General features: G+C 45.4%; 20 protein-coding genes. 12 read left to right on the top strand and 8 right to left on the bottom strand.

What is annotated here, in order from left to right:
- The first annotated feature begins 8 nt into the window (after positions 1–8).
- The gene (locus tag AC1XTG_RS16440; protein ID WP_056280988.1) at positions 9–1,952 is read left to right on the top strand and encodes an ATP-binding cassette domain-containing protein; all 1,944 of its coding nucleotides are present in this window, start codon (positions 9–11) and stop codon (positions 1,950–1,952) included.
- 42 nt (positions 1,953–1,994) lie between these two features.
- Here AC1XTG_RS16440 and AC1XTG_RS16435 read toward each other — a convergent pair whose 3' ends face one another.
- Positions 1,995–2,573: a Uma2 family endonuclease gene (locus AC1XTG_RS16435; RefSeq protein WP_056280985.1), complete on the bottom strand. Its 579-nt coding sequence runs from the start codon at positions 2,571–2,573 to the stop codon at positions 1,995–1,997.
- 98 nt (positions 2,574–2,671) lie between these two features.
- Between AC1XTG_RS16435 and AC1XTG_RS16430 the strand changes: the two genes are divergently transcribed.
- Positions 2,672–3,952: a type IX secretion system plug protein gene (locus AC1XTG_RS16430; protein ID WP_484842677.1), complete on the top strand. Its 1,281-nt coding sequence runs from the start codon at positions 2,672–2,674 to the stop codon at positions 3,950–3,952.
- Positions 3,953–4,020: 68 nt separating this feature from the next.
- Here the strand turns inward: AC1XTG_RS16430 and ychF are convergent, their stop codons facing one another.
- Together ychF and AC1XTG_RS16420 are read right to left on the bottom strand one after the other, a co-directional pair.
- Entirely contained in the window at positions 4,021–5,121 is a 1,101-nt protein-coding gene (gene ychF, locus AC1XTG_RS16425) for a redox-regulated ATPase YchF (protein WP_056280982.1), read from the bottom strand.
- Positions 5,122–5,282: 161 nt separating this feature from the next.
- Complete coding sequence (locus AC1XTG_RS16420) at positions 5,283–5,630, bottom strand: DUF3276 family protein (protein ID WP_031526095.1); 348 nt, start codon at positions 5,628–5,630, stop codon at positions 5,283–5,285.
- A gap of 239 nt (positions 5,631–5,869) precedes the next feature.
- Between AC1XTG_RS16420 and AC1XTG_RS16415 the strand changes: the two genes are divergently transcribed.
- Entirely contained in the window at positions 5,870–6,322 is a 453-nt protein-coding gene (locus AC1XTG_RS16415) for a septal ring lytic transglycosylase RlpA family protein (protein ID WP_031526096.1), read from the top strand.
- Between the two features lie 12 nt (positions 6,323–6,334).
- Positions 6,335–7,249, top strand: coding sequence for a DUF58 domain-containing protein (locus AC1XTG_RS16410; protein WP_056280980.1), 915 nt, complete (start codon positions 6,335–6,337; stop codon positions 7,247–7,249).
- Positions 7,250–7,255: 6 nt separating this feature from the next.
- Here AC1XTG_RS16410 and radA read toward each other — a convergent pair whose 3' ends face one another.
- A complete protein-coding gene (gene radA, locus AC1XTG_RS16405; protein WP_484842676.1) occupies positions 7,256–8,632 on the bottom strand; it encodes a DNA repair protein RadA in 1,377 nt (458 codons plus the stop codon).
- A 165-nt stretch (positions 8,633–8,797) separates the two neighbouring features.
- Here radA and AC1XTG_RS16400 point away from each other — a divergent pair, with 165 nt between their 5' ends.
- A complete protein-coding gene (locus AC1XTG_RS16400; RefSeq protein WP_056280975.1) occupies positions 8,798–9,502 on the top strand; it encodes a porin family protein in 705 nt (234 codons plus the stop codon).
- A gap of 242 nt (positions 9,503–9,744) precedes the next feature.
- Here AC1XTG_RS16400 and AC1XTG_RS16395 read toward each other — a convergent pair whose 3' ends face one another.
- A complete protein-coding gene (locus tag AC1XTG_RS16395; RefSeq protein WP_056280973.1) occupies positions 9,745–10,143 on the bottom strand; it encodes a LytR/AlgR family response regulator transcription factor in 399 nt (132 codons plus the stop codon).
- A gap of 341 nt (positions 10,144–10,484) precedes the next feature.
- Here AC1XTG_RS16395 and pheS point away from each other — a divergent pair, with 341 nt between their 5' ends.
- Positions 10,485–11,525 carry a phenylalanine--tRNA ligase subunit alpha gene (gene pheS / locus AC1XTG_RS16390; RefSeq protein ID WP_484842675.1) on the top strand — a complete coding sequence of 347 codons (1,041 nt, stop codon included), beginning with the start codon at positions 10,485–10,487 and terminating at the stop codon, positions 11,523–11,525.
- A gap of 47 nt (positions 11,526–11,572) precedes the next feature.
- Here the strand turns inward: pheS and AC1XTG_RS16385 are convergent, their stop codons facing one another.
- Both AC1XTG_RS16385 and AC1XTG_RS16380 read right to left on the bottom strand, forming a co-directional pair.
- Positions 11,573–12,304, bottom strand: coding sequence for an esterase family protein (locus AC1XTG_RS16385; protein WP_056280972.1), 732 nt, complete (start codon positions 12,302–12,304; stop codon positions 11,573–11,575).
- Between the two features lie 105 nt (positions 12,305–12,409).
- Positions 12,410–13,840 carry a circularly permuted type 2 ATP-grasp protein gene (locus tag AC1XTG_RS16380; protein WP_056280970.1) on the bottom strand — a complete coding sequence of 477 codons (1,431 nt, stop codon included), beginning with the start codon at positions 13,838–13,840 and terminating at the stop codon, positions 12,410–12,412.
- A gap of 348 nt (positions 13,841–14,188) precedes the next feature.
- On the opposite strand from AC1XTG_RS16380, the gene AC1XTG_RS16375 reads away from it, so the two are divergent.
- From AC1XTG_RS16375 to AC1XTG_RS16365, 3 genes are all read left to right on the top strand, one after another.
- The gene (locus tag AC1XTG_RS16375; RefSeq protein ID WP_056280967.1) at positions 14,189–15,736 is read left to right on the top strand and encodes a DUF5723 family protein; all 1,548 of its coding nucleotides are present in this window, start codon (positions 14,189–14,191) and stop codon (positions 15,734–15,736) included.
- Between the two features lie 71 nt (positions 15,737–15,807).
- Positions 15,808–16,203: a peptide-methionine (R)-S-oxide reductase MsrB gene (gene msrB, locus AC1XTG_RS16370; RefSeq protein ID WP_056283273.1), complete on the top strand. Its 396-nt coding sequence runs from the start codon at positions 15,808–15,810 to the stop codon at positions 16,201–16,203.
- A gap of 77 nt (positions 16,204–16,280) precedes the next feature.
- Positions 16,281–18,827 (top strand): penicillin-binding protein 1A, encoded by a 2,547-nt coding sequence (locus tag AC1XTG_RS16365; protein ID WP_484842674.1) that lies wholly within the window; start codon positions 16,281–16,283, stop codon positions 18,825–18,827.
- Between the two features lie 127 nt (positions 18,828–18,954).
- Here the strand turns inward: AC1XTG_RS16365 and AC1XTG_RS16360 are convergent, their stop codons facing one another.
- Positions 18,955–20,727 carry an ABC transporter ATP-binding protein gene (locus AC1XTG_RS16360; protein WP_484842673.1) on the bottom strand — a complete coding sequence of 591 codons (1,773 nt, stop codon included), beginning with the start codon at positions 20,725–20,727 and terminating at the stop codon, positions 18,955–18,957.
- 154 nt (positions 20,728–20,881) lie between these two features.
- Between AC1XTG_RS16360 and AC1XTG_RS16355 the strand changes: the two genes are divergently transcribed.
- The 3 genes from AC1XTG_RS16355 (at position 20,882) to AC1XTG_RS16345 (ending at position 24,223) form a co-directional block, all read left to right on the top strand.
- Complete coding sequence (locus tag AC1XTG_RS16355) at positions 20,882–21,808, top strand: helix-turn-helix domain-containing protein (RefSeq protein WP_484842672.1); 927 nt, start codon at positions 20,882–20,884, stop codon at positions 21,806–21,808.
- 87 nt (positions 21,809–21,895) lie between these two features.
- Positions 21,896–23,278, top strand: coding sequence for a glycosyl hydrolase (locus AC1XTG_RS16350; protein ID WP_484842671.1), 1,383 nt, complete (start codon positions 21,896–21,898; stop codon positions 23,276–23,278).
- A gap of 120 nt (positions 23,279–23,398) precedes the next feature.
- Positions 23,399–24,223, top strand: coding sequence for a sugar phosphate isomerase/epimerase family protein (locus AC1XTG_RS16345; protein ID WP_484842670.1), 825 nt, complete (start codon positions 23,399–23,401; stop codon positions 24,221–24,223).
- Position 24,224 lies beyond the last annotated feature (1 nt).

Genomic DNA, 24,224 nt, shown 5'->3' with positions numbered 1-24,224 from the left:
TTTGTACTATGATCGCAATTACCAACATCAGTTATTTCCTTGGCGACAGAGCACTTTACGACGGTGCATCGCTGCATATAAAGCCGAAACAGAAAATTGGCCTCATTGGTCTGAACGGAACAGGAAAATCGACACTCCTGCGAATGATCAATGGAGAATTCCAGCCCGACGAGGGACATATTTCCAAGTCAGGTGATTGCACAATCGGGTTTCTGAACCAGGACCTGCTTTCCTACCAAAGTGACGATTCTATACTTTCGGTAGCTATGCAGGCTTTCGAAAGACAAAATCAATTGCAAGTGCAGATCGACAAGATTTTGCACGATATGGAGCATAATTATACAGATGCGCTGGTAGACAAGCTGGCGAAAGTGCAGGACGAATTCGAGGCGCTCGACGGATATTCTGTTCAATCGAAGGCGGAAGCGATACTCGAAGGACTTGGTTTTTCCACCGGCGATCTGAACCAGCCGCTCAGGTTATTTTCGGGTGGATGGAGAATGCGTGTAATGCTTGCGAAACTGCTTTTGCAAAAACCCTCGCTGCTCATGCTCGATGAGCCAACCAACCACCTTGACTTACCCTCGATTCAATGGGTTGAAAAATATGTTCAGTCTTACGAAGGAGCTGTGATCGTTGTTTCCCACGACAGGCAATTTCTTGATAATACAATCGACACGACCATAGAAGTATCAGGTGGAAAGCTGATCTACTATGCGGGGAATTACTCTTACTATCTGGAAGAAAAAGAAGAGCGTAATGAAATTCAGCGGGGCGCTTACGAGAACCAGCAGGCTAAAATCCGCCAGACTGAGCGTTTTATCGAGCGGTTCAAAGCCAAAGCGACCAAATCGCGTCAGGTACAAAGCCGTGTAAAGGCGCTGGACAGAATGGAAGTTGTGGATGCGGTGGTTGACGAGAATGCGAAAGTCCATTTCCGTTTTCAATTCACTACCCAACCCGGCAGGCACGTTTTTCAGCTGGAAGACGCGTCCAAAGCTTACGGAGAGAAGGTCATTTTGGACAGCACCAACATCAGTATGGAGCGGGGCGATAAAATTGCATTGATCGGAGCAAATGGTCGTGGGAAATCCACCGTACTCCGCGTTGTTGCAGGTACTGAACCTATTGAAGGCAAAAGAAGGCTGGGACACAATGTATCGTTTACATTCTACGCGCAGCACCAGCTTGAATCGTTGAATATTGCACACAACCTGATCGAGGAGCTGAAATATGCGAACCCTACCAAAACAGAAACCGAACTCAGGACTGTACTGGGCTGCTTCCTGTTCACCGGGGACGATGTTTTCAAGAAAATCAAAGTATTGTCGGGAGGAGAGAAATCGCGGGTTGCATTGGCGAAGGTATTGTTGTCACAGGCTAACTTCCTGCTGCTCGATGAGCCTACCAACCACTTGGATATGCAGTCTGTCAATATCCTGATCCAGGCTTTGCAGCAATATGAAGGCAGCTACATTGTCGTTTCCCACGACAGGTATTTCGTTGAAAACATTGCAAACAAGATCTGGTACATTGAAGATCATCAGATCAAAGAATATCCTGGTACTTATCAGGAATATGAAATATGGGTTGAAGAAAGAGGCTTGCAATCTGCTGTGAGCGAGAAAGCAACTGTCAGCAGCGCGCCTCCTCAGAAGTCTGCACAGCAAGCTGCGCCTGCAAAGAGTGCTCCCAAACCGCATTCGAGTGAGGATGCAGCCAAGCTGAAAAAAGCGCAAAAACAGATCGAAGAACTGGAATCGACCATCAACAATCTGGAAATCCGCAAAGCGGAAACAGAAACAAAGCTGGGAGATCCGACGATTTACAATGATTCTGTTGCATTGGCCGAAATGAACCGCTTTTATGCCGATATCAAACAAAAGCTGGAAAAAACCACAGAGGATTGGGAAAACCTGATGATGGAAGTGGAAGAGCTTGCAGGAAAATAAACTTATCCAAAAAAGGAGCTAGAAATAGCTCCTTTTTTGTACTTAGAATATGCCTTCCGTTTGAGAATAGATGTCGGACATCTTCAACGTGAGACCTACCTGGCTGATTTCAATGCTGCTTTCTAGATCATATGCAGCAGACGAAAGAACCCAAACATCACCGGTTTCTTTACGATGCACTTCTGCGCTGAGCTCGGTGGAATCTATCAGGATATATTCTACCAGCGAGTCGATGCCGCGGTAAAATCGAAACTTCTTACCTCTATCATAGCTTTCGGTGCTTGGAGACAACACTTCAATGATTACAGACGGATTGAGCAGGGTATCAGTGTGCCGGTCCAGAAATTCTGCCTTTCCACATAAAATCAGTAAGTCCGGGTATGTGTACAATGTACTTTCCGGAATATGCACCCGCATATCACTGGAAAAACTTTGGCAGGACTTGCCTTTCAGGAAAGACCCAATTTCAATTGACAAGTTTTCCTTAATACGATTGTGATTCCGCCCGGCTCCGGCCATTGCAAAAATCTCCCCGCGGTAGTACTCGCTTTTGTAATCTGCGGCTCTTTCTAGTTCGAGATACTCTTCTGCTGAATACATGGTGATAGGTTGTGCTGTCATACGTGTGTAAACAAAAATAGTTAATAATGTTCAAATCACTTTTACTTACTATACGTACCTTGACCCGAAAAGTAACGTTACTATTTCAAAAATCTCCAATGCGACTACTGCTTGTAATTTGTCTTACCATATGTGCCTTAAAGGCACAGGCGCAGCCGAATTGGCTGCGTCTGGAAGACTATATCTATGATGAAAAAATCCGGACGGTTTTACTATACCCGGCGCTGGAAGATCCCGAGAACCCTACGCGCCTGCTCACGCCACCGGTTAAGCAGCTCAATGGCGGTTCGCCGTTTGTTCTGGAATTTGATGATCTGTCCGCAGAGTTCAATAGTTACCGGGCCAAAATTGTCCATTGCAATGCAGATTGGACAAAGTCGAATTTGAATGATATTGAATTCACCTATGAATTCAACGAATACCCTGTCAATAGTCCCGAACAGGCATTCAGCACCAAAGTGCCCTATTTTCATTACCGGCTCGAATTGCCGCGATTGAAGCTGTCAGGCAATTATGTGATTTATGTATATTCAGACAGGGACAGAAAACCCGTTTTGAGCAGGAGATTTATGCTTTTTGAGAACAGGGTAAGTATCAATGCAAAAGCAAGGTTCTCGCAGGGCATTCAGGAGCAATTTTCTGATCAGCAGATTGACTTTTCCGTAGATTACAAGGGATACGAGCTGATTGCCCCACAGACTGATCTGAGAGTATTTATCCGCAAAAACTTCCGGTTTGACCAGATGAAAAGCGGCTTCAAACCCACTAGCGTAAAGCCCTTTGACCGGCTGCTTGAATACACTTTTTTCGATCTTGAAAATACGTTTCCGGGGGGTAATGAATTCCGTTATTTCGACAGCCGGACGCTATCCGCGAGAGGTTTCGGGATTAATGAAATGGAGCGTACCAATGAATTTACAAGTCTGCACCTGTTTCCTGATAAACCAAGGTCAAGTGGCGCTTACATTCAGGTCGATGATTTTAACGGAAATTATATTGTAGATCAAAGAGAATCTGGTCGGGGAAGTGTGGAGGCTGATTATACGCCGGTATTTTTCACATTGAAAATAGCCGAAGAACCTGATGCTGCTTTTTATGTAAATGGCGCATTTAATCTTTGGCAGCTGAATGAACGCAACAAAATGACCTACAATGCGGACACGCAGGCTTACGAAGCGGAAATCATGCTGAAACAGGGCGTAATCAACTACGACTACATCATGAAAACAGGCAATGGGAAGCCGGACGAGTCATTTATTGAAGGAAATTACGGAGCTACGGAAAACGACTACGATATTCTGATCTATCATCGCCCACCGGCCGGCAGGGCCGATTTACTGGTAGGTTACCGCACAGTGGAATGGAATCGGCGCAGATAGCATTCAAAAGAAAAGAGCAACCTATCCGGCTGCTCTTTTCTTTTGAATTTATATGAATTTATAAATAGCTAGACGTTAAATCTGAAATGCATGATATCTCCGTCGGCAACAACATATTCCTTTCCTTCTACTGCCATTTTGCCAACTTCCTTCACTCCCGCTTCCGTCTTATATTGCTCGTAATCGGCTAACTTGATCACTTCCGCGCGGATAAAACCTTTTTCGAAATCCGAATGGATGACACCGGCGGCCTGCGGTGCTTTCCAGCCTTTCACGATTGTCCACGCGCGAACTTCTTTCACACCGGCAGTAAAATAGGTTATCAGATTCAACAGCTTATATGAAGCTTTAATAAGCTTGCTCAACCCCGATTCTTTCAATCCGTATTCACCCAGAAACATTTCATGTTCCTCAGGATCTTCTATTTCTGAAATCTGCGATTCGATGGCAGCACAAAGCACGATCACTTCCGCACCTTCCTTGGCCACAGTCTCTCTCAGCTTTTCGGAATATTCATTACCAGTAAGCATCGAGCCTTCATCCACATTGGCTACATACAAAACAGGTTTTGCTGTTAACAGCTGCAAATCGCCGATTACGGCCTCTTTCGTTTCTTCGTCTATCTCGACACTTCTTGCATTGTTACCGGCTTCAAGCGTGGCTTTGTATTTCTTCAACCACTCCAATTCAGCTTTTGCTTTGGCGTCGCCTGCGCGGGCGCCTTTTTCAGTACGCTGGATCTTTTTCTCAATGGACTCAAGATCTTTCAGCTGCAGTTCCGCGTCGATAATCTCTTTATCAAAAACAGGATCAACCCGTCCTTCCACGTGCACTACATTTTCATCCTGAAAACACCTGACCACGTGCACAATCGCGTCAACCTCGCGGATATTGGCCAAAAATTTGTTACCTAACCCTGCGCCCTGGCTGGCACCTTTTACAAGACCGGCGATATCCACAAACTCAATGATTGTGGGGATTACCTTTTGAGGCTTCACAAGTGTAGTAAGAACTTCCAGACGCTCGTCAGGAACTGTAACAACACCTACATTGGGCTCAATTGTACAGAATGGATAGTTGGCTGCTTCGGCTTTGCCGGTAGAAATCGCATTAAAGAGAGTGGATTTACCTACGTTTGGCAACCCGACGATCCCGCATTGAAGACTCATATTTTAAGAAGTATGCAGTGAATAGCAGGCATTCTTCTTGTTGGAAAGCAAAGAACTCCTGTCTGCTAAATTAAATTTTTTGCAAAATTACCATTTAGCGAGTACAAAAACCAAAAGCCTTCGCAATTGATTGCAAAGGCTTTTCTATTCATGTAATGTTTTTAATCCCACTTAAGATCCGACTCTCCAACCACATCCACCTCGTCGGCCTTGGTTTCAAACTGAGAGAAGTCAACTTCTGGCATCAACTCTGTCTTCACGTGGTCAACGGCCTCTTTCAAAGCGTCCACGAATTTATCAAAGTCCTCTTTGTACAAAAACATCTTGTGCTTTTCGTACGTAAATCCGTCTCCCTGTGGGTGGCGACGGCTTTCAGTGATGGTGAGATAATAATCGTTAGATCGCGTAGAGCGAACATCGAAGAAGTAAGTCCGTTTTCCCGCCCTAACCCTTTTGGAGTAGATTTGCTCTCTGTCTTCCACTATGTTTAGTTTTAAATAGGTTTTCAAACGCTAAAATAAAACGTTTATTGCTGCGAACAAAAAAAACAAAGACATATTAAAGAGCGCGCGGGCTACAACTACACTATTCGACTCTTCAGTTGTACTTTAACCTTAACATTTGTTCATTTCTCATCTTTTTCCATTACATTTGAAATTCCTGGTCTTTCATTTCCTACGAAGAACCGGGCAACAAGTATCAAGTAAGGGCGTTTTTTCCTTATTATGTTTCACTTAAATCCTGAGATATGACTTATCGTCGGATTCTGATTCTCATCTTATTAGCATTCGCTGCCTCGCCTGAAGTTTTCGCTCAGGTCAAATTAGGCAAAACAGAAACAGGTCACGCTTCCTATTATGCGTCAATGTTTAATGGAAGAAAAACTTCTTTCGGAGAAGTGCACAAAAGCACTGAATTGTTAGCCGCACACAGGAGTTATCCGCTGAATACGATGCTGGAAATCACGAATCTTGAAAATGACGAAAAAGTGATCGTCAGAGTAAACGACAGAGGTCCATTCTCCCGCAACAGGATCGTTGACCTGAGTAAGGAAGCTGCCAGGCTGCTCGGTATCGTTGCAAAAGGTGTAGCAGCTGTTTCAGTACGCGTTGTAGGAATGGAGGGAATGGTACTGCTGGAATCCAATGAACATATTGATCCCAAATCCGGCAAAGTGATCGCAATGAGAGGCAAACAATAATGTAAAACTTCAATGAGCAACCGGCAGCTTGATTTAGCCAAAGTAAGAGAATTCGGAAATCTTGAATTCCTTGCCAAACAGCTCGTTGAAGGATTTATAACCGGTTTGCATAAGTCTCCGTTCCACGGCTTCTCTGTGGAATTTGCAGAACATCAACTCTACAATACAGGAGAATCAACCAGAAATATTGACTGGAAGGTTTTCGCAAAGTCCGACCGGCTATATGTAAAACGGTACGAGGAAGAAACCAATCTCCGCTGCCATATCTTACTGGATACTTCCTCTTCCATGTACTACCCGGAAGAGAATTTTGGTAAAATGACATTCAGTGTGATGGCAGCGGCAAGTTTGACGTATCTGCTTCAACGTCAGAAAGATGCAGTAAGTCTTTGCACATTTTCGGAGCAAATCGAAGTGCAGACAGCTGTCAAGTCAACTCCCTCACACGTTCACAAGATCATGCTGGAACTTGAAAACCAGCTTACAAGCAGCCGGCCTCTTCTCAAAACTTCAGTATCCGAAGTACTCCACCAGATTGCCGAAAAGATCCATAAACGCTCACTCGTGGTGATTTTCAGTGATATGTTCGACAATCTGGAAAACGCTGATAAAATATTCTCCTCTCTTCAGCATTTACGCCACAATCTACACGAGGTATTGCTCTTTCATGTGACCGACAGAAAAACAGAGGAAAACTTCGCTTTTGAAAACCGCCCCTATGAATTTATAGACCTTGAAACAGGCGAGAAAATCAAGGTCCAGCCTGATCAGGTCCGCGATTCTTACAAAGAGTTTGTCAGTGACTTTTACCAAAAACTCAAACTCAAATGCGGTCAGTACAAAATCGATTTCATTGAAGCTGACATTGCGCAGGGTTTTGATCCCATTCTAATGGCGTATCTGGTTAAACATGCCAAAATGCGGTAAATCCTGTTAATGTTCGTTCAGGAACAAAGACATAAAAAGCTGATCAAGGTGCGCTACCGGGATCACTTCAATGTTTCCTCTCTTCAATTCAAGCCCCTTGCTGTTGTATTTAGAGATATACATTTTCTTAAATCCCAGCTTTTCCGCTTCCGAAATCCGGTTTTCAATTCTATTCACCGCCCTTACCTCTCCTCCCAAACCAACCTCTGCGGCAAAACACACCGACGGCGGAATATATTTGTCTTCATAAGACGATACAAGTGACGCCACAACGGCAAGATCAATCGCAGGATCTTCCACCTTTAATCCGCCGGCTACATTCAGGAAAACATCCTGCGTACCAAGCCTGAACCCGCCCCGTTTTTCAAGTACAGCCAACAACATCTGCAATCTCTTCGCATCATAGCCCGTGCTGCTTCGCTGCGGAGTACCGTAAGTGGCCACACTCACCAGGGACTGGATCTCAATCAGCAAAGGACGGTTGCCTTCCATCATCGAACCGATTGCAATTCCGCTAACGGGCTCTTCGCGCTGTGATATCAGTATTTCGGAAGGATTACTTACCTGCCGCAGACCAGTTCCGTGCATTTCATAAATGCCCAGCTCTGAGGTACTTCCAAAGCGATTTTTTGCAGTTCTCAGGATGCGGTAAGTATTATGCCGGTCGCCTTCAAATTGCAAAACTGTGTCGACCATATGTTCTAATACTTTGGGTCCGGCCAATGAACCATCCTTGGTAATATGCCCTATGAGGAAAACAGGCACACCCATTTCTTTGGCATATTTCATAAATTCGGCAGTACACTCCCGAACCTGCGACACACTGCCGGCGCCCGACTCTATGTATGTCGATTGCATGGTTTGAATGGAATCAATGATCAAAACCTGGGGCTGAAAATCTTCGATCTGCCGGAAAATATTCTGTGTATGAGTTTCGGTGAGAATGTAGCACTTGTCACTTTTCGCGTCCATTCGCTCGGCCCGCATTTTGATCTGCTGATCGGATTCTTCACCCGAAACATAGAGTACTTTCTTATTCGAAAGTGTCAATGCGATTTGCAGCATCAGGGTAGACTTGCCGATACCGGGTTCTCCTCCGATCAGTACCAAAGAACCCTGCACGATACCGCCGCCAAGCACCCTGTTCAATTCTTCGTCCGAGGTTTTAATGCGCGGCTCATTCTGATATTCGATTTCTGAAATGGCGCGCGGCCTGCTGGCCAGGTTCACCGACTTCCAGGAAACCGCCGTCTTCGGATCTTCCTTTTCAATCACCTCCTGAACAAACGTGTTCCACTCACCGCATGATGGACATCTCCCCACCCATTTTGGTGAATTGTACCCGCATTCCTGACAAAAGTAGGCAGTCTTGGCTTTGGCCATAAGTAGAATAATCTAATTTGTAAGTGTATAACAACTAAGCTGATAATATCGATCCGAAATCGAAAATTGGATGTTTAAGCCACAAAATCAAAAAGAATGTAGGTAAGGTATAGTTTTTTGTTTTTCGGCGTTATTATCCGTCTTACTTAAAAAATGATATTATCCATGAACATCCTGACAAAAGTAGCTTGTATTTGTATGTTATGCATTGTTGCGATTGGATCAGCACAAGCTCAGAAAAAAGGTTTCGCGTTCGGTATCAAAGGAGGGGTGAATTTATCACGCCTCACGATGGGAGATGTTTTTACAACGCGGTATGACGACGCAGGAAATCCCTACCTGGGATATGACGGGAAGGCGGTGAGGGACAACCTTAAACAAAGTTTTGACACAAAAACAGGTGCAGTTGGAGGTATATATGCACGTTTTGGCCGCACACTTTTTATTCAGCCGGAAGTTTTGGTGTCTACAAAAGGAGGATCATTTCAAATTGTTGAAATGGATAAAGAACAGCCTATTTCCAAGACAATCAATATCAAATACAGCAACATCGATGTGCCGCTTTTGATCGGTTTAAAGGGTGGACCTTTCCGAATACTGGCTGGCCCGGTTACCTCATTCCGGATCGGCGATAATCAGAAGCTTCGGGATGCATTCAAGTATTACACGTCTGATCTGAACAATGCACTGTCACAGGCGACTTTCGGGTACCAGCTCGGCGGCGGACTTGATCTGGGAAGTTTTAGTCTGGATGTGCGCAAGGAAGGATCTTTCACCAATGTGGCCTCATTCAATGCCGATGGTCAGGGAGGAGATGTAAAACAGAAGATCAGTTCCTGGCAAGTAACGCTGGGATTGAAGCTGTTTTAATTTTGAATGAGTGAATGAGCGAATGAGTGAATGAACGAATGTTAGAATGAAGGATTTATTAGTCGATGAATGAGTGAGCGAATGAGCTTATAAACAAGATCATTCCGTGCTCAAAACAAATCATTCACTCATTCACTCATTCAATCATTCACTCATTAAAACAAAACAAGCAGCCTTCGATCAAGCGATGGCTGCTGTTTTTATGAATAACCCACTAATTTAATTCACCAAAATCTTAACAGTTATGCGGTAATGCGCAGACTGTTGTGGTTGAGAATACCACTTACTTCTTTGATCTTTCTGCGTGAAACCGCTACTTCTTTTCCGCAGGATAATTTCAGCATACGATCGTCTTCCAGTCTCTCTACAATGTAATCCGAGTTAACCAGGTAAGATTTGTGTACCCGCATGAAATTAGCATTAAGCTGCTCTGCAAGTGATTTCAATGTTTTTGACACCAGATATTTCTTGCCGGTGTTTGTATATATAAATGTATAGTTGCCTTCACCTTCCAGGAAGGTGATCACGTCGGGAGTCAAAAAGATAGTCCGCCCCATTGATTGTACCGAAATGGAGTTGCGGCTGTCGTTGTAAGTTCTTTCAGAAATGTTGGAACGAGTAAATGATGTGAAATTTTTCATGGTAACGTATGACTAATAATGTTTGATTGTTGATTCAAAATTAGTCAATAGTGCAGCTCAAATAAAATACGTAGAACTACGTGTCATTTTTCAATTCACTGATTTAAAGGTACTTACCATTGATCGAAAGGTGAAATGACGTAACAGACCTTAGCAAAATGCGTAATTTTACGTAGTCCTAAAAAGCACCATTTTACGCTCTGAACGCATGAAATCGGCAATGAAGCACGATTACCAGTCTACACGCGCCTGAACTTTGATTATCTTTACCATGATTTCGCCAGTCAGTTTTGCCAAAACGGGCGATAAATAAGTCTGTTACCAACAACATCAAATGCGTTATGATTACCGAAAAGGTAAAAGAACTAGTATCGGAAATTGAGAAAGTCACAGTTGAAAATAAAGAACAGCTGGAAGCTTTCAGGTTAAAATATATCAGCAAAAAAGGAGTTGTTACCGAGCTGTTTGACGGACTGAAAAATATAGCGCCGGAAGAAAGGCGCGCGGTCGGACAGGAACTTAATACCCTGAAAAACCTTGCGCAGGGCCGTTTTCAGGAATTTTCGGTTGCATTGGAAAATGCGACGGACGCCAATCCTGAAATGGTGATCGATCTTACCCTTCCTGTGGTGCCCAACTTACAGGGTAGTTTGCACCCGCTTACCATTGTACGCCGCCGCATTATCGAAATTTTCGAAAGAATGGGCTTCAATGTGTCTTACGGACCAGAAATCGAGAAAGATTGGTACAATTTCAGCGCATTGAACTTTGCCGATAACCACCCTGCCCGTGAAATGCAGGATACTTTTTTTATATCCAAAAGCGAAGGTGAAGTGAAGGATGATGTGTTGCTCCGCACCCATACATCTAATGTACAGGTACGTTTAATGGAGCGGCAAAAACCTCCGATCCGCTCGATCATGCCTGGTCGCGTGTTCCGGAATGAAGCCATTTCTGCCCGCGCCCACTGCGTTTTTCATCAGGTTGAAGGTTTGTATGTAGATAAGAATGTGAGCTTTAAAGATCTGAAAGACACACTTTATCATTTCGCAAAGGAGATGTTTGGTAAAGATTCAAAAATACGCCTTCGTCCCTCCTACTTCCCATTTACCGAGCCAAGTGCCGAGATTGATGTAAGTTGCTTTATATGTAAAGGAAAAGGATGCAATGTGTGCAAGTACAGCGGCTGGGTAGAAATCGCAGGATCAGGCATGGTGGATCCGAATGTGCTGCAAAATTGCGGGATAGACAGTGAGGAGTATACAGGTTTCGCTTTCGGAATGGGTATCGAGCGTATTACGATGCTGCGATACGGGATCAATGACCTGCGTTTATTTACAGAAAATGACGTGCGCTTTCTCAGACAGTTCGAGGGAGCATAAATGAAATGTTTCGGGCAAGCGCCTGTTTGCCCGAAACATTTTCATATTTAAAACCTTGTTTCCAGGTAATAAGGAAGCATTCTCTTCCAGGACCACCATTCGTGTGGAATGTCAGTTCCCCAGATATCCAATTCGTGCGGAACATTCTTCGAGGTTAAAATAGCCGAAATCTGTCGTGAATATTCCGGCACCTCATACGCACCCGAGCCCGATATAAAATGAATGTGGCGACTGTCGCGGTACATGGATAAATGCCATTCTGCTTTCAGTTGCGGCAGATAATGGACAGGCGAGTTGAAGTACACATTGTCATCATAATATCCGTCGGTGTAAACACTCAGATCATAACAACCGCTCATGGCGATAATCCCGTGAATGTAATCCGGGTGCCTGAAAAAGAGATTAGCTGCATGCATTGCACCAAAAGATGCGCCGCCTGCGATGATCTCGTTAGTCTGGCTGGATGTATCCTTAATAAATGGGATTACTTCTTTGATCACATAATCATTAAACAACTGGTGCCTTACTGCCTTGTCATAACCGTGCATGTAAGGATTTAGCCAGCTTTCTGAATTAATGCTGTTAATGCAATAGACTTTGACTTTTCCGGAATCAATAAACGGACGGATACTTTCAATCAGGCCATTCTCCTCATACTCCATATAATTTGAAGCGGCAGTCGGGATCAGCAGGAGTGCAAACCCATAATGTCCGTAAACCGCAATATCCATATGTTCATTTAGCGCCGGACTATACCAACCGGTTACCTCGCGTTGCATTTCTTTACCATTTAAGTTACTTAACGATTAACAGGCATGATTCAAACGCGGTTCAATATTCGAACCAATTATCACCAACAGCCTGCCAGTAACTGTGGTAATAAATCAATACAAGACCCAGGTATCCTTACCTCCGCCACCTTGTGACGAGTTAACAACCAAAGAACCTTTACGCAATGCAACCCGCGTCAGCCCGCCAGGGATTACGCTGATATCATCGCCATACAGGATGTACGGGCGCAAATCCACGTGCCTGCCCTCTGCGTGGCCGTCGACCATGCAAGGTACGCGGGAGAGAGATATGGTAGGCTGGGCAATGTAGTTTCTCGGATTATTCCGGATTTTTTGTCTGAAAAGTTCATGTTCCTGCTCCGTCGCTTTCGGCCCGATCAGCATACCATAACCGCCGGCCTCGTTGGCTTCCTTCACAACCAGCTCGCTGATGTTTTCAAGCACATAATTGAAATCTTCCTCTTCGCCGCAAATGTAGGTCTGCACATTCGGGATAATGGCTTCTTCATTGAGGTAGTACTTAATGATACGCGGCACATAGGCGTACACCACCTTATCGTCGGCCACACCGGTACCAGGCGCATTTGCAAGTGCCACACGACCTTTTTTGTAAACCTCGAAAATACCGGGGATACCTATCAGCGAATCAGGGTTAAATGCTTCGGGATCCATGAACGTATCGTCAATCCGGCGATAGATCACGTCCACAATCTGTAACCCGCTGGTAGTCCGCATTTTTACATAACCGTCGGAAACTACCAGGTCGCGCGTATCCACCAGCTCAACGCCCATTTGTTGAGCCAGATACGAATGCTCGAAATACGCTGAATTATAGATGCCTGGCGTAAGAACCGCCACAGTCGGGTTAGGACGGTCGGCAAGGTGCTGCAGCATTTGCAGCAGGCGAGTAGGATAATCGGAAACCGGCCTTACGCCCGTTCTTGCCAGAACATCCGGGAAAATCTGCTTGGACAATTCCCTGTTTTCCAACATATAGGATACACCTGACGGACAGCGGAGGTTATCTTCCAAAACCATGAAAGTACCGTCGTCACCTTTGATCAGGTCAGTACCAGTAATGTGGCACCAGATACCTTTGGGTGGTTTAAGTCCAAGACAGGGTTTCAAGAAGCACTTACTCGACTCGATCAGCTCGCGCGGTACGACGCCGTCGTTGAGAATATTTTGTTCATTGTAAACGTCATCGATAAACATATTCAACGCTTTTATGCGTTGCTTCAAGCCTTTTTCCAGCCACTCCCACTCTGCATTGGGCAGCACGCGCGGAATGATATCGATCGGCATAATTCGCTCCGTCCCCTCTCCTTCGGAATAGACATTGAAAGTAATTCCCATCGAAAGCAGCGCCCGCTCGGTAGCAAGCTGGCGATTGGTAAGGTCTTCGTGGGTCAGATTTTCAAATTTGCTCTTCAAATGCTCGTACCCTGGGCGCGTCTGTCCGTCGGGGGAAAACATTTCATCGAAGAAATTTTCACTTTGATAATTTGAAAAAGAGAAATTCATACAATACAAAATTTGAAAAAGCCTATATCCGTTTTTAACAAAACAATATATGGTCTATGTTTTAATTAACAAAACAATCTGGAATTCACTTCCTGATCGTACCTAATTGCTTAAAACGGCAAACACAAGCCTTCATCCTTTTTCAGACTATTTTATAAAAGCGCGCACATTTTTTCTTGGGATAATAGCATATTCAGCACTTCTGTTCGATTTGGAGCGCATTAAAATCATGCCGCTGACGCAAGATTAAATATTCTGAATCGCAGAACATTCGTTGCAACTCCGTGCAGTTCCGCTTTTCTTTGCACACGAATATAAAATTCGCCGATTCAACGTTTTCTAGTGACTATGCCCAAAAGTCTGATACTCGCATCCTTTATTTTCCTTGGGATAGCATTGAATGGATCGGCCCAGCACTTGCCTGGCGTTGCGATGGGAAATTACGCGGGTACCAATGCATTGTACCATAATCCTGCCTTTGTCGCCGATAGCCGCTATGCTATCCACGTGAACCTGGTAGGTACCCAGTTTTATACAGGTAACAACCACGTCAAGTACGATGCGCCATTTTCCTTCCTTTCCCTGATGACTAACTCAGTGCCGGATCAATACAGGAATGAACGCGGTGTTCTCATGTTCCCGCGCTCCTATTTGAAGGAAAAGCTTAACGGTAATTACAAATATCTGAACGCAGGCGGAGATACGCGGCTGCCGTCTGTGATGTTCAATTTGCTGAAAGGTAAAATGGGCGTGGGTATATCAACGAGGGCACGGTACATACTGAATACGACCCAGCTCACCGAGCCACTTGCCCGACTGATCAGCAAAACCGCGCAGATGAAAGAACTTCAGGGGAGCACATTCGAGAACCAGTCAGGCCAGTTACACTTTAATGCATTGGGAGAAATTGCATTGACGCTGGGCGGCATTGTGGTGGATAACGAAACGGAGTTCCTCAAAGTTGGTTTTACCGTAAAAAGACTGATAGGACTGTACAATGCACATGCGATCATTGACAATTCGACTTACAATATCCTGCCCGACGAAGCTTACGAAAACCGCCGCCAGTATATCAATGTGCAGCAGATCAATGTAAAGTATGCGATTACCCGGGATGAAGGTTTCCAGAATATCAAACCTTCACCGGCCTGGCTGCTAGGCGGTGCGCCTCCGGGAAGCGGGTGGGGCTTTGATATCGGCGCCGTATACGAATACCGGCCGGATATCAACAAATACTCTTATACAGAACGTGGTGAGCGAAAACGTGATGCTTCCAAGAATAAGTATTTGTACCGCGTCGCAGTTTCGCTGACCGATATTGGGCGGGTCCATTTCAAAAATCCGGCTTATTTGCTGCAACAGGAAACCCACACCAGGGACAAGGAATTCCGTTTTAACTCTTTCCAGAAACTGCAGGGGTCCGAGGGACTGTTTAATGCGATCAATTCATCGCTGGACGGAGGACCTACAATGGCGCCTAACTTCAAGTCGGTGTTGCCAATGGCGTTTCAGGCGAGTGTTGATTACCATGTTCAATCAAAAATTTATGTGAGCGGATTGTGGGTACAGAACCTGATCAGTCAGGGTGCATTCGGTATGAAAGCAGAATCTTTTCTTGCGGTAACACCGCGCATTGAGCATAAATGGTATGAATTGTCTGTACCTGTATCTTTGATGAACCGGTACAGATCACCGGCAATCGGGCTGGCTGGACGCGCGGGACCTTTGTGGATTGGCACCGATCATTTGACAGGACTGTTGAACATTGGCAATCCAAAAGCATTTAATCTTTATTTCGGGATATCGGCCGGCCTTTTCCGCCGCCCGCCCGAGTCGCCCAACCAGTGCTGGCCACGCGAAGATTCATGGATCAGACGCATTTTTTCTAAACGATAAAGGGCTGTCTTGCGTTACGTATAATGTGGTACAATTTTTCTAAACGTAACATATCTTCAAATCCGGATAAAATGAGAGAAGTACAGAAAACAAAAGAAGAATGGCAGCAGGAACTAACTGGACAACAGTGTTTTGTGCTGTTTGAAAAAGGGACTGAGCGCCCATTTTCACATCCCTATAATGATAACAAGGAAGAGGGTACCTACGTGTGTGCAGCTTGTGGCACCCCGTTGTTCAGCTCCGAAACGAAATATGAATCAGGTTCGGGCTGGCCGAGCTTTTTTCAGCCGGTTGCAAAGGAGAGTGTGGAGGAAATCGTCGATAAAAGTCACGGTATGATCCGGACTGAAGTAGTTTGCAGAACCTGCGGGGGACATTTGGGGCACGTTTTCAATGACGGTCCAAAGCCAACCGGACTCAGATACTGCATGAATGGCGCTGCCTTGAAATTCAATAAAGCCGAATAGTATAATCGTAAAAGCCGGACACAATCATAAATGTCCGGCTTTTCTTATCTTTGAATTCTTACGAACCATAACGTTTGATGCAAGTTATCCGATCGTTTTTTAACAAAATAAAGGCAGTCTTCAGATTCATTGCCACACTCATCAACCGTATCGCATACAAGCTTACTTCATTGGTTACCGGCAAAAAACGCGCTGATAACCTGTTCCATTCCTATCGTCAAAACAAAAGATCCCTGCGCAGCTGGTGGGAAAACAATGTGGATACCAATTCCCGTTTTTACCGGCCGATCATGTTTATCTGGAAAACCTTTGCTTACGGGTTTCTGACATTTGCACTTTACATTTTTTGTGTGGAAACCAATTTCCTGTGGCTGATGGGAAGTATGCCGAGTGTTGAAGACCTACAAAATCCAAAAGTTGCCCAGTCCTCGGAGATATACACAGCAGACGGAGTAATGATCGGTAAGTTTTATACCGAAAACCGGACTCCGGTAACATTCAAAATGATCTCTCCGAACCTGGTAAAAGCTTTGATCGCGACCGAAGATGTACGTTTTTACAAACATTCAGGAATAGACTATAAAGCAATGGCGAGCGTGGCAATGGGCATTGTAACCGGCGCGACAGATCGTGGGGGAGGCAGTACTATCACACAACAGCTTGCAAAGAAATTATTTAAAACAAGAAAATCGGGTGCACGCGGAGTGCTAAGCTACATTCCCGGTTTCAGTATTTTAATTTATAAAACAAAAGAATGGCTGACTGCCATTAAGCTGGAAAGGAACTTTACCAAAGAAGAAATCCTGACCATGTATTTCAACACGGTTGATTACGGTAACAATACTTACGGGATCAATACGGCAGCGAAGTCGTATTTCAGTAAATCGCCCGACAGCCTCAATGTGCAGGAATCGGCGGTTTTGGTGGGTTTGCAAAAGGCGACTACCACCTACAACCCGATCCGCAACATGAAGCGGTCGCTTGAACGCCGGAATGTGGTAATTGCGCAAATGGAGAAATACGGGTACATCAGCGCCAAAGCAGCGGATTCGATCAGCGCGCTACCTATTGAGCTAAAAACCAAGTTCGAAACACCATACGACGGCAATGCCAATTACTTCAAGAATGCAGTTGTTGATTTTGTTAAAAAGTGGGGTGACGAAAATGGTTATGACCTTTATACCGATGGACTGAAAATCTATACGACGATCGACTCTCGGATGCAGGAAAAAGCCGAAGAAGCGATGACGCAGAAGATGAAGCAGCTGCAACGCGTGTTTGAAGATCACTGGCGAAACCAGAATCCATGGGTAGACGAACAAGGCAAGGAAATCACTGACTTTCTTCAAAACGTGGTAAAACGGACCAGCAAATACAAATCGCTTGCCGCCAAATTTCCGAACAATCCGGACAGCGTCAATTATTACCTGAATAAAAAAGACACCATGACAGTCTACGACTGGAAAAACAGTGGTGAGATGAAGAAATACTGGAGTTCAATGGATTCGCTGGATTACTACAAGCGGATTTTGCGCGCAGGTATGATGGCTATGAACCCGCAGAGCGGCCAGATCAAAGCCTGGGTGGGTGGTTTGGATTATAATTATTTCAAATACGATGCGGTAAAGCAAGGCAAAAGGCAGCCGGGATCGACATTCAAATCCTTCGTTTATACAACGGCGATTGACGATACTACTTACAATATGACCCCGTGTGATCAGATTGTTGACAAGCCGTTTGAGAAGATTTATATGGAAGACGGCGAGCAAAAGGAATGGAGACCGCGCAATGCAACGGGTACTTTTTCCTATGCAAGCATGACATTGCGGCGCGCCCTGGCACAATCAATCAACTCGGTTACAGCGGAGCTTACGGACCAGGTTGGTGCGGACAATGTGGCCAGGTATGCCAAGAAAATGGGTATTACTACGCCGCTTAAAGGATTACCGTCCATTGGTTTGGGTCCATTTGATGTTTCGCTTTACGATATGGTAGCCGCTTACAGTGTTTTTGTAAATAACGGAACCTACACACAGCCCATTTTGGTGACAAAAATTGAAGACAGTAATGGGAAAGTAATTGAAGAATTTCAGGCAGAGCACCGAGAGGCAATCCGGCCGGAATCTGCATTTCTGATGGTACAAATGCTGAAAGCCGGTGTGGAAGAGCCGGGAGGTACTTCCGGCAGCATTCGCTGGAAATTTGATGTAACTCGTAATGGAAACGAACTGGGCGGCAAAACAGGAACTACATCCAATAACTCCGACGGCTGGTTTATGTGCATTACGCGTGACCTGGTAGTAGGCGCCTGGGTGGGTGGTGACGATCGGAGTATCCACTTCCGTACAACAAACCTGGGAGAAGGAGCTAAAACTGCGTTACCGATTGTAGGAAGCTTTTTAGAGAAGGTATACCGAGATAAATCGATCGGCTATGAACCCGGCCCATTCCCGAAACCGAGCTTCAAGATTACCAAAAATTACAACTGCCCTACCCTGTACCTGCCAAGTTCAATTGATTCGCTGGGCATTGAAGGCGATAGCACGCCTGCCGGAAGAAGCGCAGAAGATGAATTTTTAATCGGCCCGCCACCTATTCCACTGGATACGGGAGGGAGGAACTAGCTGATTTTAAACGTTGTCACCCTGAGCGCAGTCGAAGGGAGGAGCGATAACGCCCGCCCTTCGACTGCGCTCAGGGTGACAAAAATGGGCGATAAGGAAGAAGCCGAAGGCTATGGAAAGCCTAATTCTACGCCCCGATCTTTAATACTTCCTTGTACTGCATCCGGTACAGATTCGCGTAAGCTCCTTCTTTTTCCAGTAGCTGCTCGTGGTTGCCTTCTTCAACGATGCGGCCTTTATCTACGACAATGATCTTGTTCGCTTCCTGAATCGTTGAGAGCCTGTGCGCGATTACGATGGCGGTGCGGCCTTTCATTAATGTTTCAATGGCGTGTTGGATCAGTTCTTCGGTTTCACTATCGACCGAGCTGGTTGCTTCATCGAGGACAATAATCTTAGGCTCATGTACCATCGCGCGTACAAACGAAATCAACTGGCGCTGACCAACGGAGAGTGTTGCACCGCGCTCCATTACATTATAGCTGTAACCGCCCGGCAGCCGCTCAATAAAATCGTGCACGCCCACCAGTTTAGCAGCTTCCACTATCTTTTCGTGGGTAATGGAAAAGTCGCCGAGCCGGATATTGTTTTCAATTGTATCGGAGAAAAGAAAAACATCCTGCAATACAATGCCGATGTTCCTGCGAAGTGCATTCAGTTCATAATCATGCACCTCCACGCCATCTACATAAATATTCCCTTTGTTGATGTCGTAAAAGCGGGTTAATAAATTGATGATAGACGATTTCCCTGCACCGGTTGCGCCAACAAGCGCGATGGTCTCACCTTCATTTACTTTAAAATTAATATCCTTCAAAACGTATTCTTCCTCATTGTAGGCAAACCAGACATTTTTGAATTCGACATTACCTTTAATCATCGGGGGATCATAAGTGCCTTCGTTGGAGGTATATTCATCGCTGTCGAGCACTTTCAAAATACGGTCTGTGCTCACAATACCCATTTGCAAAGTATTGAACCGGTCGGCAAGCTGACGGATCGGGCGGAAGAAAAGGTTGATAAACATCACAAATGCGGTAACAGTACCGAAAGTCACTTCGCTATCCAGTATCTGTTTTGATCCGTACCAGACTACCAGACCAGTACCCGCAGCTGCGATCACATCAGCTACCGGAAAGTAAATGGAGTAATAAAGGATAGACCGGATATTCGCATTGCGGTGCACCTTATTGATCTCCCTGAATTTTTTATACTCAATATCCTCGCTGCTGAAAATCTGCACAATGCCCATTCCCGTTAAGTGCTCCTGCACAAACGAGTTCAGGTTAGACACCGCTGCACGCACTTCATTGAATGAGTCCTTGATCTTCTCCTTGAATATATAGGTACAGATCAGCATGAGCGGGATCATCGACAAGCTGATAAGCGACAGCTTCCAGTCGGTATAAAACATCACGGCGATGATCAGTATCAATTGCAGGATATCCCCGGCAATTGCCGCCATTCCGTCACTGAATACATTCGAAAGTGTTTCCACATCGGAAATAGTACGTGTTACGAGCCGGCCGATTGGGGTATTGTCAAAAAACTTTAATCTTAATCCGATTATTTTCCGGTAAAGCTGCACTCTGATATCGCGGATGATAAACTGTCCAAGCCAGCCCGACATATAGGTATTCCAAAACTGCGCAACTCCCTGAAAAATAGTAACAACCACCATCACGACCAGCATGATTGTCAGTTGCTGAAAATCGCCGTTTGCAATGGGCGTATCAATGGTGTACTTAATGAGTAGCGGCGTCAGAGGAGCTAGCAAGGCATTGAGCAGGATAATCCCGATCAATAAATAAAATTGGCGCTGGTAAGGGCGAACGAATGCATATAGACGTCTTAATGTAGGAAGATCGAATATCTGGCCGCTCTTGGTTTCCTGGTTCACCTTGTAATGGAATGGTTGTGGTTGTAGACTAGTGTCAATAACCAACAAAGTAAATTATAAAAACGTCACCAACGATTTCAAAAAACTCCCTCTGCTGGTAGTTTTCGTGATTCTGCGGCTTCTTAAAACATTGTAGCAACTGAAAAAGTAGATTATGATTCCCGTGTCAGACGCAATACCGGTTCATTCCCTGCCGAAAACACCCAGTCAGGTTTCTGCATTAAAAATATTCCGCTTCAAAAACAGCGTGGAGATCAATAAAGAGCTCGCTATTCCGCTCCCGATCACTCCATTACCAACCGACACGCCCCACAGGCACACTTACTACGAGATTTTATTTGTGGAAGAAGGCCGGGGGTTTCATGAGATTGATTTTCGTTCCTATAACGTATTCGGCGCAGGGCTGCATTTTCTTACGCCTGGTCAGGTGCATTTGCTCACTTTTTCCAGTTCGTTTCAAGGCTTTATAGTTGCCTTTTCCGAGGACTTCTACCAGTTTTATAATCCGGTCAGTCAGCCGCTTTCCCAGTATACATTCTTCCAGCCAGCGCGCCGCCAGCCCATTATCACGTTATCAGAATCGGAGAAGCGGTATTTCCATAATATTTTGGAAAATATGGTTTCTGATCATTTGAGCAATGAAGCAGATCAGGCGCTGATTGGCAGGTACCTCGGTGTTTTTTTACAAAAATGTGCGCTGCTAAGTCAGCAAAATACGCAGCCGGAAGAATCAGCAGCACAGCCTATTCCCGAACTGGTTGGCCGGTTTCAGGAAATGGTGGAGAAAAATTTCCTGCAGATACATGAAGTTCAGCAATATGCCAATGCCCTTTCGGTCTCTCCCGACTATTTAAGTAAAATCACTAAAAAGTACCTCGGAACACCTTCTCAGGAATATATACTGGACAAACTGCTGCTCGAAGCCAAGCGACTACTTGTCTTTACGGGCCTGAGCAGTAAAGAGATAGCCTATCACATTCACCTCGACGACCCTTCCTATTTCAGCCGCATCTTCAAAAAGAAAACAGGTCTTACCCCAAACGAATACCGCGAGCAAGTTCGGAAAAGTACCATCCATTAGCCGATTTGTACCTTGATCCGGTTTTTTGGCCATAATATCTTTGTATTATCCTATTAAGAAAATACTAAATAATACTATAAGGATACTATGCAGATCAGGAACGACCTCACCGCCGCATCACTTAAATCCAAACTGGACCGACTCTGGCAGGTTTCCGCCGAGAAAATCAACCTTATTAATAAGGAGTATGACAATTCGAAAGGCACGCCGGTATTTACGGTAAATGGTAAATATACGCTAAGAGGCTGGACAGAATGGACACAGGGTTTCCAATACGGGGCTGAGGTGTTGCAGTTTGACGCTACCGGCGATACCGCTTTTCTGGATTCAGCTAAAAAGAAGACAGTCGGATATATGGCTTCGCACGTGGGCCATTTCGGTGTTCATGATCACGGATTTAATAATGTAAGTACTTACGGCAATCTTTTGAGATTGATGAATGAGGGGCGCATTCCTGAAAATGAATGGGAACGCAACTTCTACGAAATTGCCCTGAAAATATCAGGAGCTGTACAAGCCAAACGCTGGACAAATACTAAGAATGGACAAGGTTTTATTCATTCGTTCAATGGTCCCCATTCCCTATTCGTCGACACGATCCGCTCGGTTCGTGCATTGATGGTCTCGCATTTAATGGGCCACAGTTTAATGGGTGAAAATGATGTAAAAACCAGTCTGCTGGAACGCGGCACATTGCACTCCATTGCTACTGCCAACTATGCAGTTTATTATGGCGAAGGCCGCGACAGTTATGATTTGTGGGGCCGCACTGCGCATGAAAGCGTCTTCAACACCAACGACGGCAATTACCGCTGCCCAAATTCACAGCAGGGTTTCTCCGGATTTACCACCTGGACGCGCGGGTTAGCCTGGGCTATGCTCGGATTCGCCGAACAGCTCGAATCGCTTTCAAGCTTCAACGACGAAGAACTTGCAGCACTAGGTGGCAGAGAGGAAATTGAAAGAATATACCTCAAAGCAGCCAAAGCTACCTGTGACTTTTACATTGAAAATACAGCCGCAGATGGAATCCCCTACTGGGATACCGGCGCACCGCAACTCTATAAATTAGGCGATTACACCAGCCGCACTTCTGATCCTTACAATGAATTTGAACCAATCGACAGCTCAGCTGCCGCCATCGGTGCGCAGGGTTTATTGAGATTGGGTAAATATCTGGAAAGCAAAGGCCAGCAGGAAGAAGGCGGAAAATACTGGCAGGCAGGACTCACAGCAGCGGATTCACTCTTTGCAGAACCCTACCTGTCAACAGACCCAACACACCAGGGATTGATTTTACACTCAATCTACCATCGCCCGAATGGCTGGGATAACATCCCGGCAGGCCAAAAAATCCCGAATGGAGAATCGAGCATGTGGGGTGATTACCACGCAAGAGAACTGGCGCTTTACCTGGACAGGATTAATAAAGGATTGCCTTATTATACTTATTTGGGCGCTGTAAGGTAGCATGGCACCTGCCCTTCGACTGCGCTCAGGGTGACAAAAGCACTTGTCACCCTGAGCGCACCGGGCCGCCGGGCAGTCGAAGGGCAGGCACAAAAGCATTCATTAAAACAAAAACAAACCTTGGAAAACATAACACTCGACCGGTGCTGCATTCATACGATAACTACCAAGCCCTGGGAGCTTTCCGAGGCGGTGGAAAAGTATGCGGCGGCGGGGGTCAAAGGAATAAGCGTCTGGCAGAATTCAATAGAACGGATCGGTCCTCACCATGCCGGAGAGCTGATCCGATCTGCCGGACTTGAAATTGTTTCCTACGTACGCGGCGGATTTTTCCCGCACACCAGCAGCGCAGGCCGCGCGCAGGCGATTGATCATAACAAAAAATTACTCGAAGAAGCGGCCGCTCTGGGCGCGCCAATGATTGTACTCGTTTGTGGTGCCTCACCCGATCAATCTCTTGAAAAATCGAGGGAGCAGATCAGAGAAGGCATCCAGGCGATATTGCCTCTTGCTGAAAAATTGAATGTGAAACTCGCCATCGAACCGCTGCATCCCATGTATGCGGCCGACCGTTCGGCAATTAATACGCTGGCGCAAGCAAATGATCTCGCAGAGCATTTCAACTCACCTTTCGTAGGAGTTGCCATAGACGTTTACCATTTGTGGTGGGACGGTGATCTTGAAAAAGAAATAGCGCGCTGTGGCGCAAAAGGGAATTTGTTTGCTTACCACGTCTGCGATTGGAAAGTCAATACAATCGACTTACTAAATGACCGCGGATTAATGGGCGAAGGCTGCATTGACCTGAAAAAAATCAGAAGCTGGGTGGAAGCAACGGGCTTTAAAGGTTTCTGCGAAGTCGAAATCTTTTCAAATATCCATTGGGCCAAAAACCAGAATATTTTCCTGAAAGAAATTACGGCAGCTTTCTTAAAAACAGTATAAA

This window comes from Dyadobacter sp. HNCC25DJ183, from assembly GCF_056895175.1.
This window is presented reverse-complemented; position numbering and strand designations above follow the sequence as displayed.

What these genes read in the sequence shown, in the direction of transcription:
- AC1XTG_RS16440 (WP_056280988.1), top strand. Translation starts at nt 9, where the DNA reads ATGATCGCAATTACCAACATCAGTTATTTCCTTGGCGACAGAGCACTT.
- AC1XTG_RS16435 (WP_056280985.1), bottom strand. Translation starts at nt 2,573, where the DNA reads ATGACAGCACAACCTATCACCATGTATTCAGCAGAAGAGTATCTCGAA.
- AC1XTG_RS16430 (WP_484842677.1), top strand. Translation starts at nt 2,672, where the DNA reads ATGCGACTACTGCTTGTAATTTGTCTTACCATATGTGCCTTAAAGGCA.
- ychF (WP_056280982.1), bottom strand. Translation starts at nt 5,121, where the DNA reads ATGAGTCTTCAATGCGGGATCGTCGGGTTGCCAAACGTAGGTAAATCC.
- AC1XTG_RS16415 (WP_031526096.1), top strand. Translation starts at nt 5,870, where the DNA reads ATGACTTATCGTCGGATTCTGATTCTCATCTTATTAGCATTCGCTGCC.
- AC1XTG_RS16410 (WP_056280980.1), top strand. Translation starts at nt 6,335, where the DNA reads ATGAGCAACCGGCAGCTTGATTTAGCCAAAGTAAGAGAATTCGGAAAT.
- radA (WP_484842676.1), bottom strand. Translation starts at nt 8,632, where the DNA reads ATGGCCAAAGCCAAGACTGCCTACTTTTGTCAGGAATGCGGGTACAAT.
- AC1XTG_RS16400 (WP_056280975.1), top strand. Translation starts at nt 8,798, where the DNA reads ATGAACATCCTGACAAAAGTAGCTTGTATTTGTATGTTATGCATTGTT.
- AC1XTG_RS16395 (WP_056280973.1), bottom strand. Translation starts at nt 10,143, where the DNA reads ATGAAAAATTTCACATCATTTACTCGTTCCAACATTTCTGAAAGAACT.
- pheS (WP_484842675.1), top strand. Translation starts at nt 10,485, where the DNA reads ATGATTACCGAAAAGGTAAAAGAACTAGTATCGGAAATTGAGAAAGTC.
- AC1XTG_RS16385 (WP_056280972.1), bottom strand. Translation starts at nt 12,304, where the DNA reads ATGCAACGCGAGGTAACCGGTTGGTATAGTCCGGCGCTAAATGAACAT.
- AC1XTG_RS16380 (WP_056280970.1), bottom strand. Translation starts at nt 13,840, where the DNA reads ATGAATTTCTCTTTTTCAAATTATCAAAGTGAAAATTTCTTCGATGAA.
- AC1XTG_RS16375 (WP_056280967.1), top strand. Translation starts at nt 14,189, where the DNA reads ATGCCCAAAAGTCTGATACTCGCATCCTTTATTTTCCTTGGGATAGCA.
- msrB (WP_056283273.1), top strand. Translation starts at nt 15,808, where the DNA reads ATGAGAGAAGTACAGAAAACAAAAGAAGAATGGCAGCAGGAACTAACT.
- AC1XTG_RS16365 (WP_484842674.1), top strand. Translation starts at nt 16,281, where the DNA reads ATGCAAGTTATCCGATCGTTTTTTAACAAAATAAAGGCAGTCTTCAGA.
- AC1XTG_RS16355 (WP_484842672.1), top strand. Translation starts at nt 20,882, where the DNA reads ATGATTCCCGTGTCAGACGCAATACCGGTTCATTCCCTGCCGAAAACA.
- AC1XTG_RS16350 (WP_484842671.1), top strand. Translation starts at nt 21,896, where the DNA reads ATGCAGATCAGGAACGACCTCACCGCCGCATCACTTAAATCCAAACTG.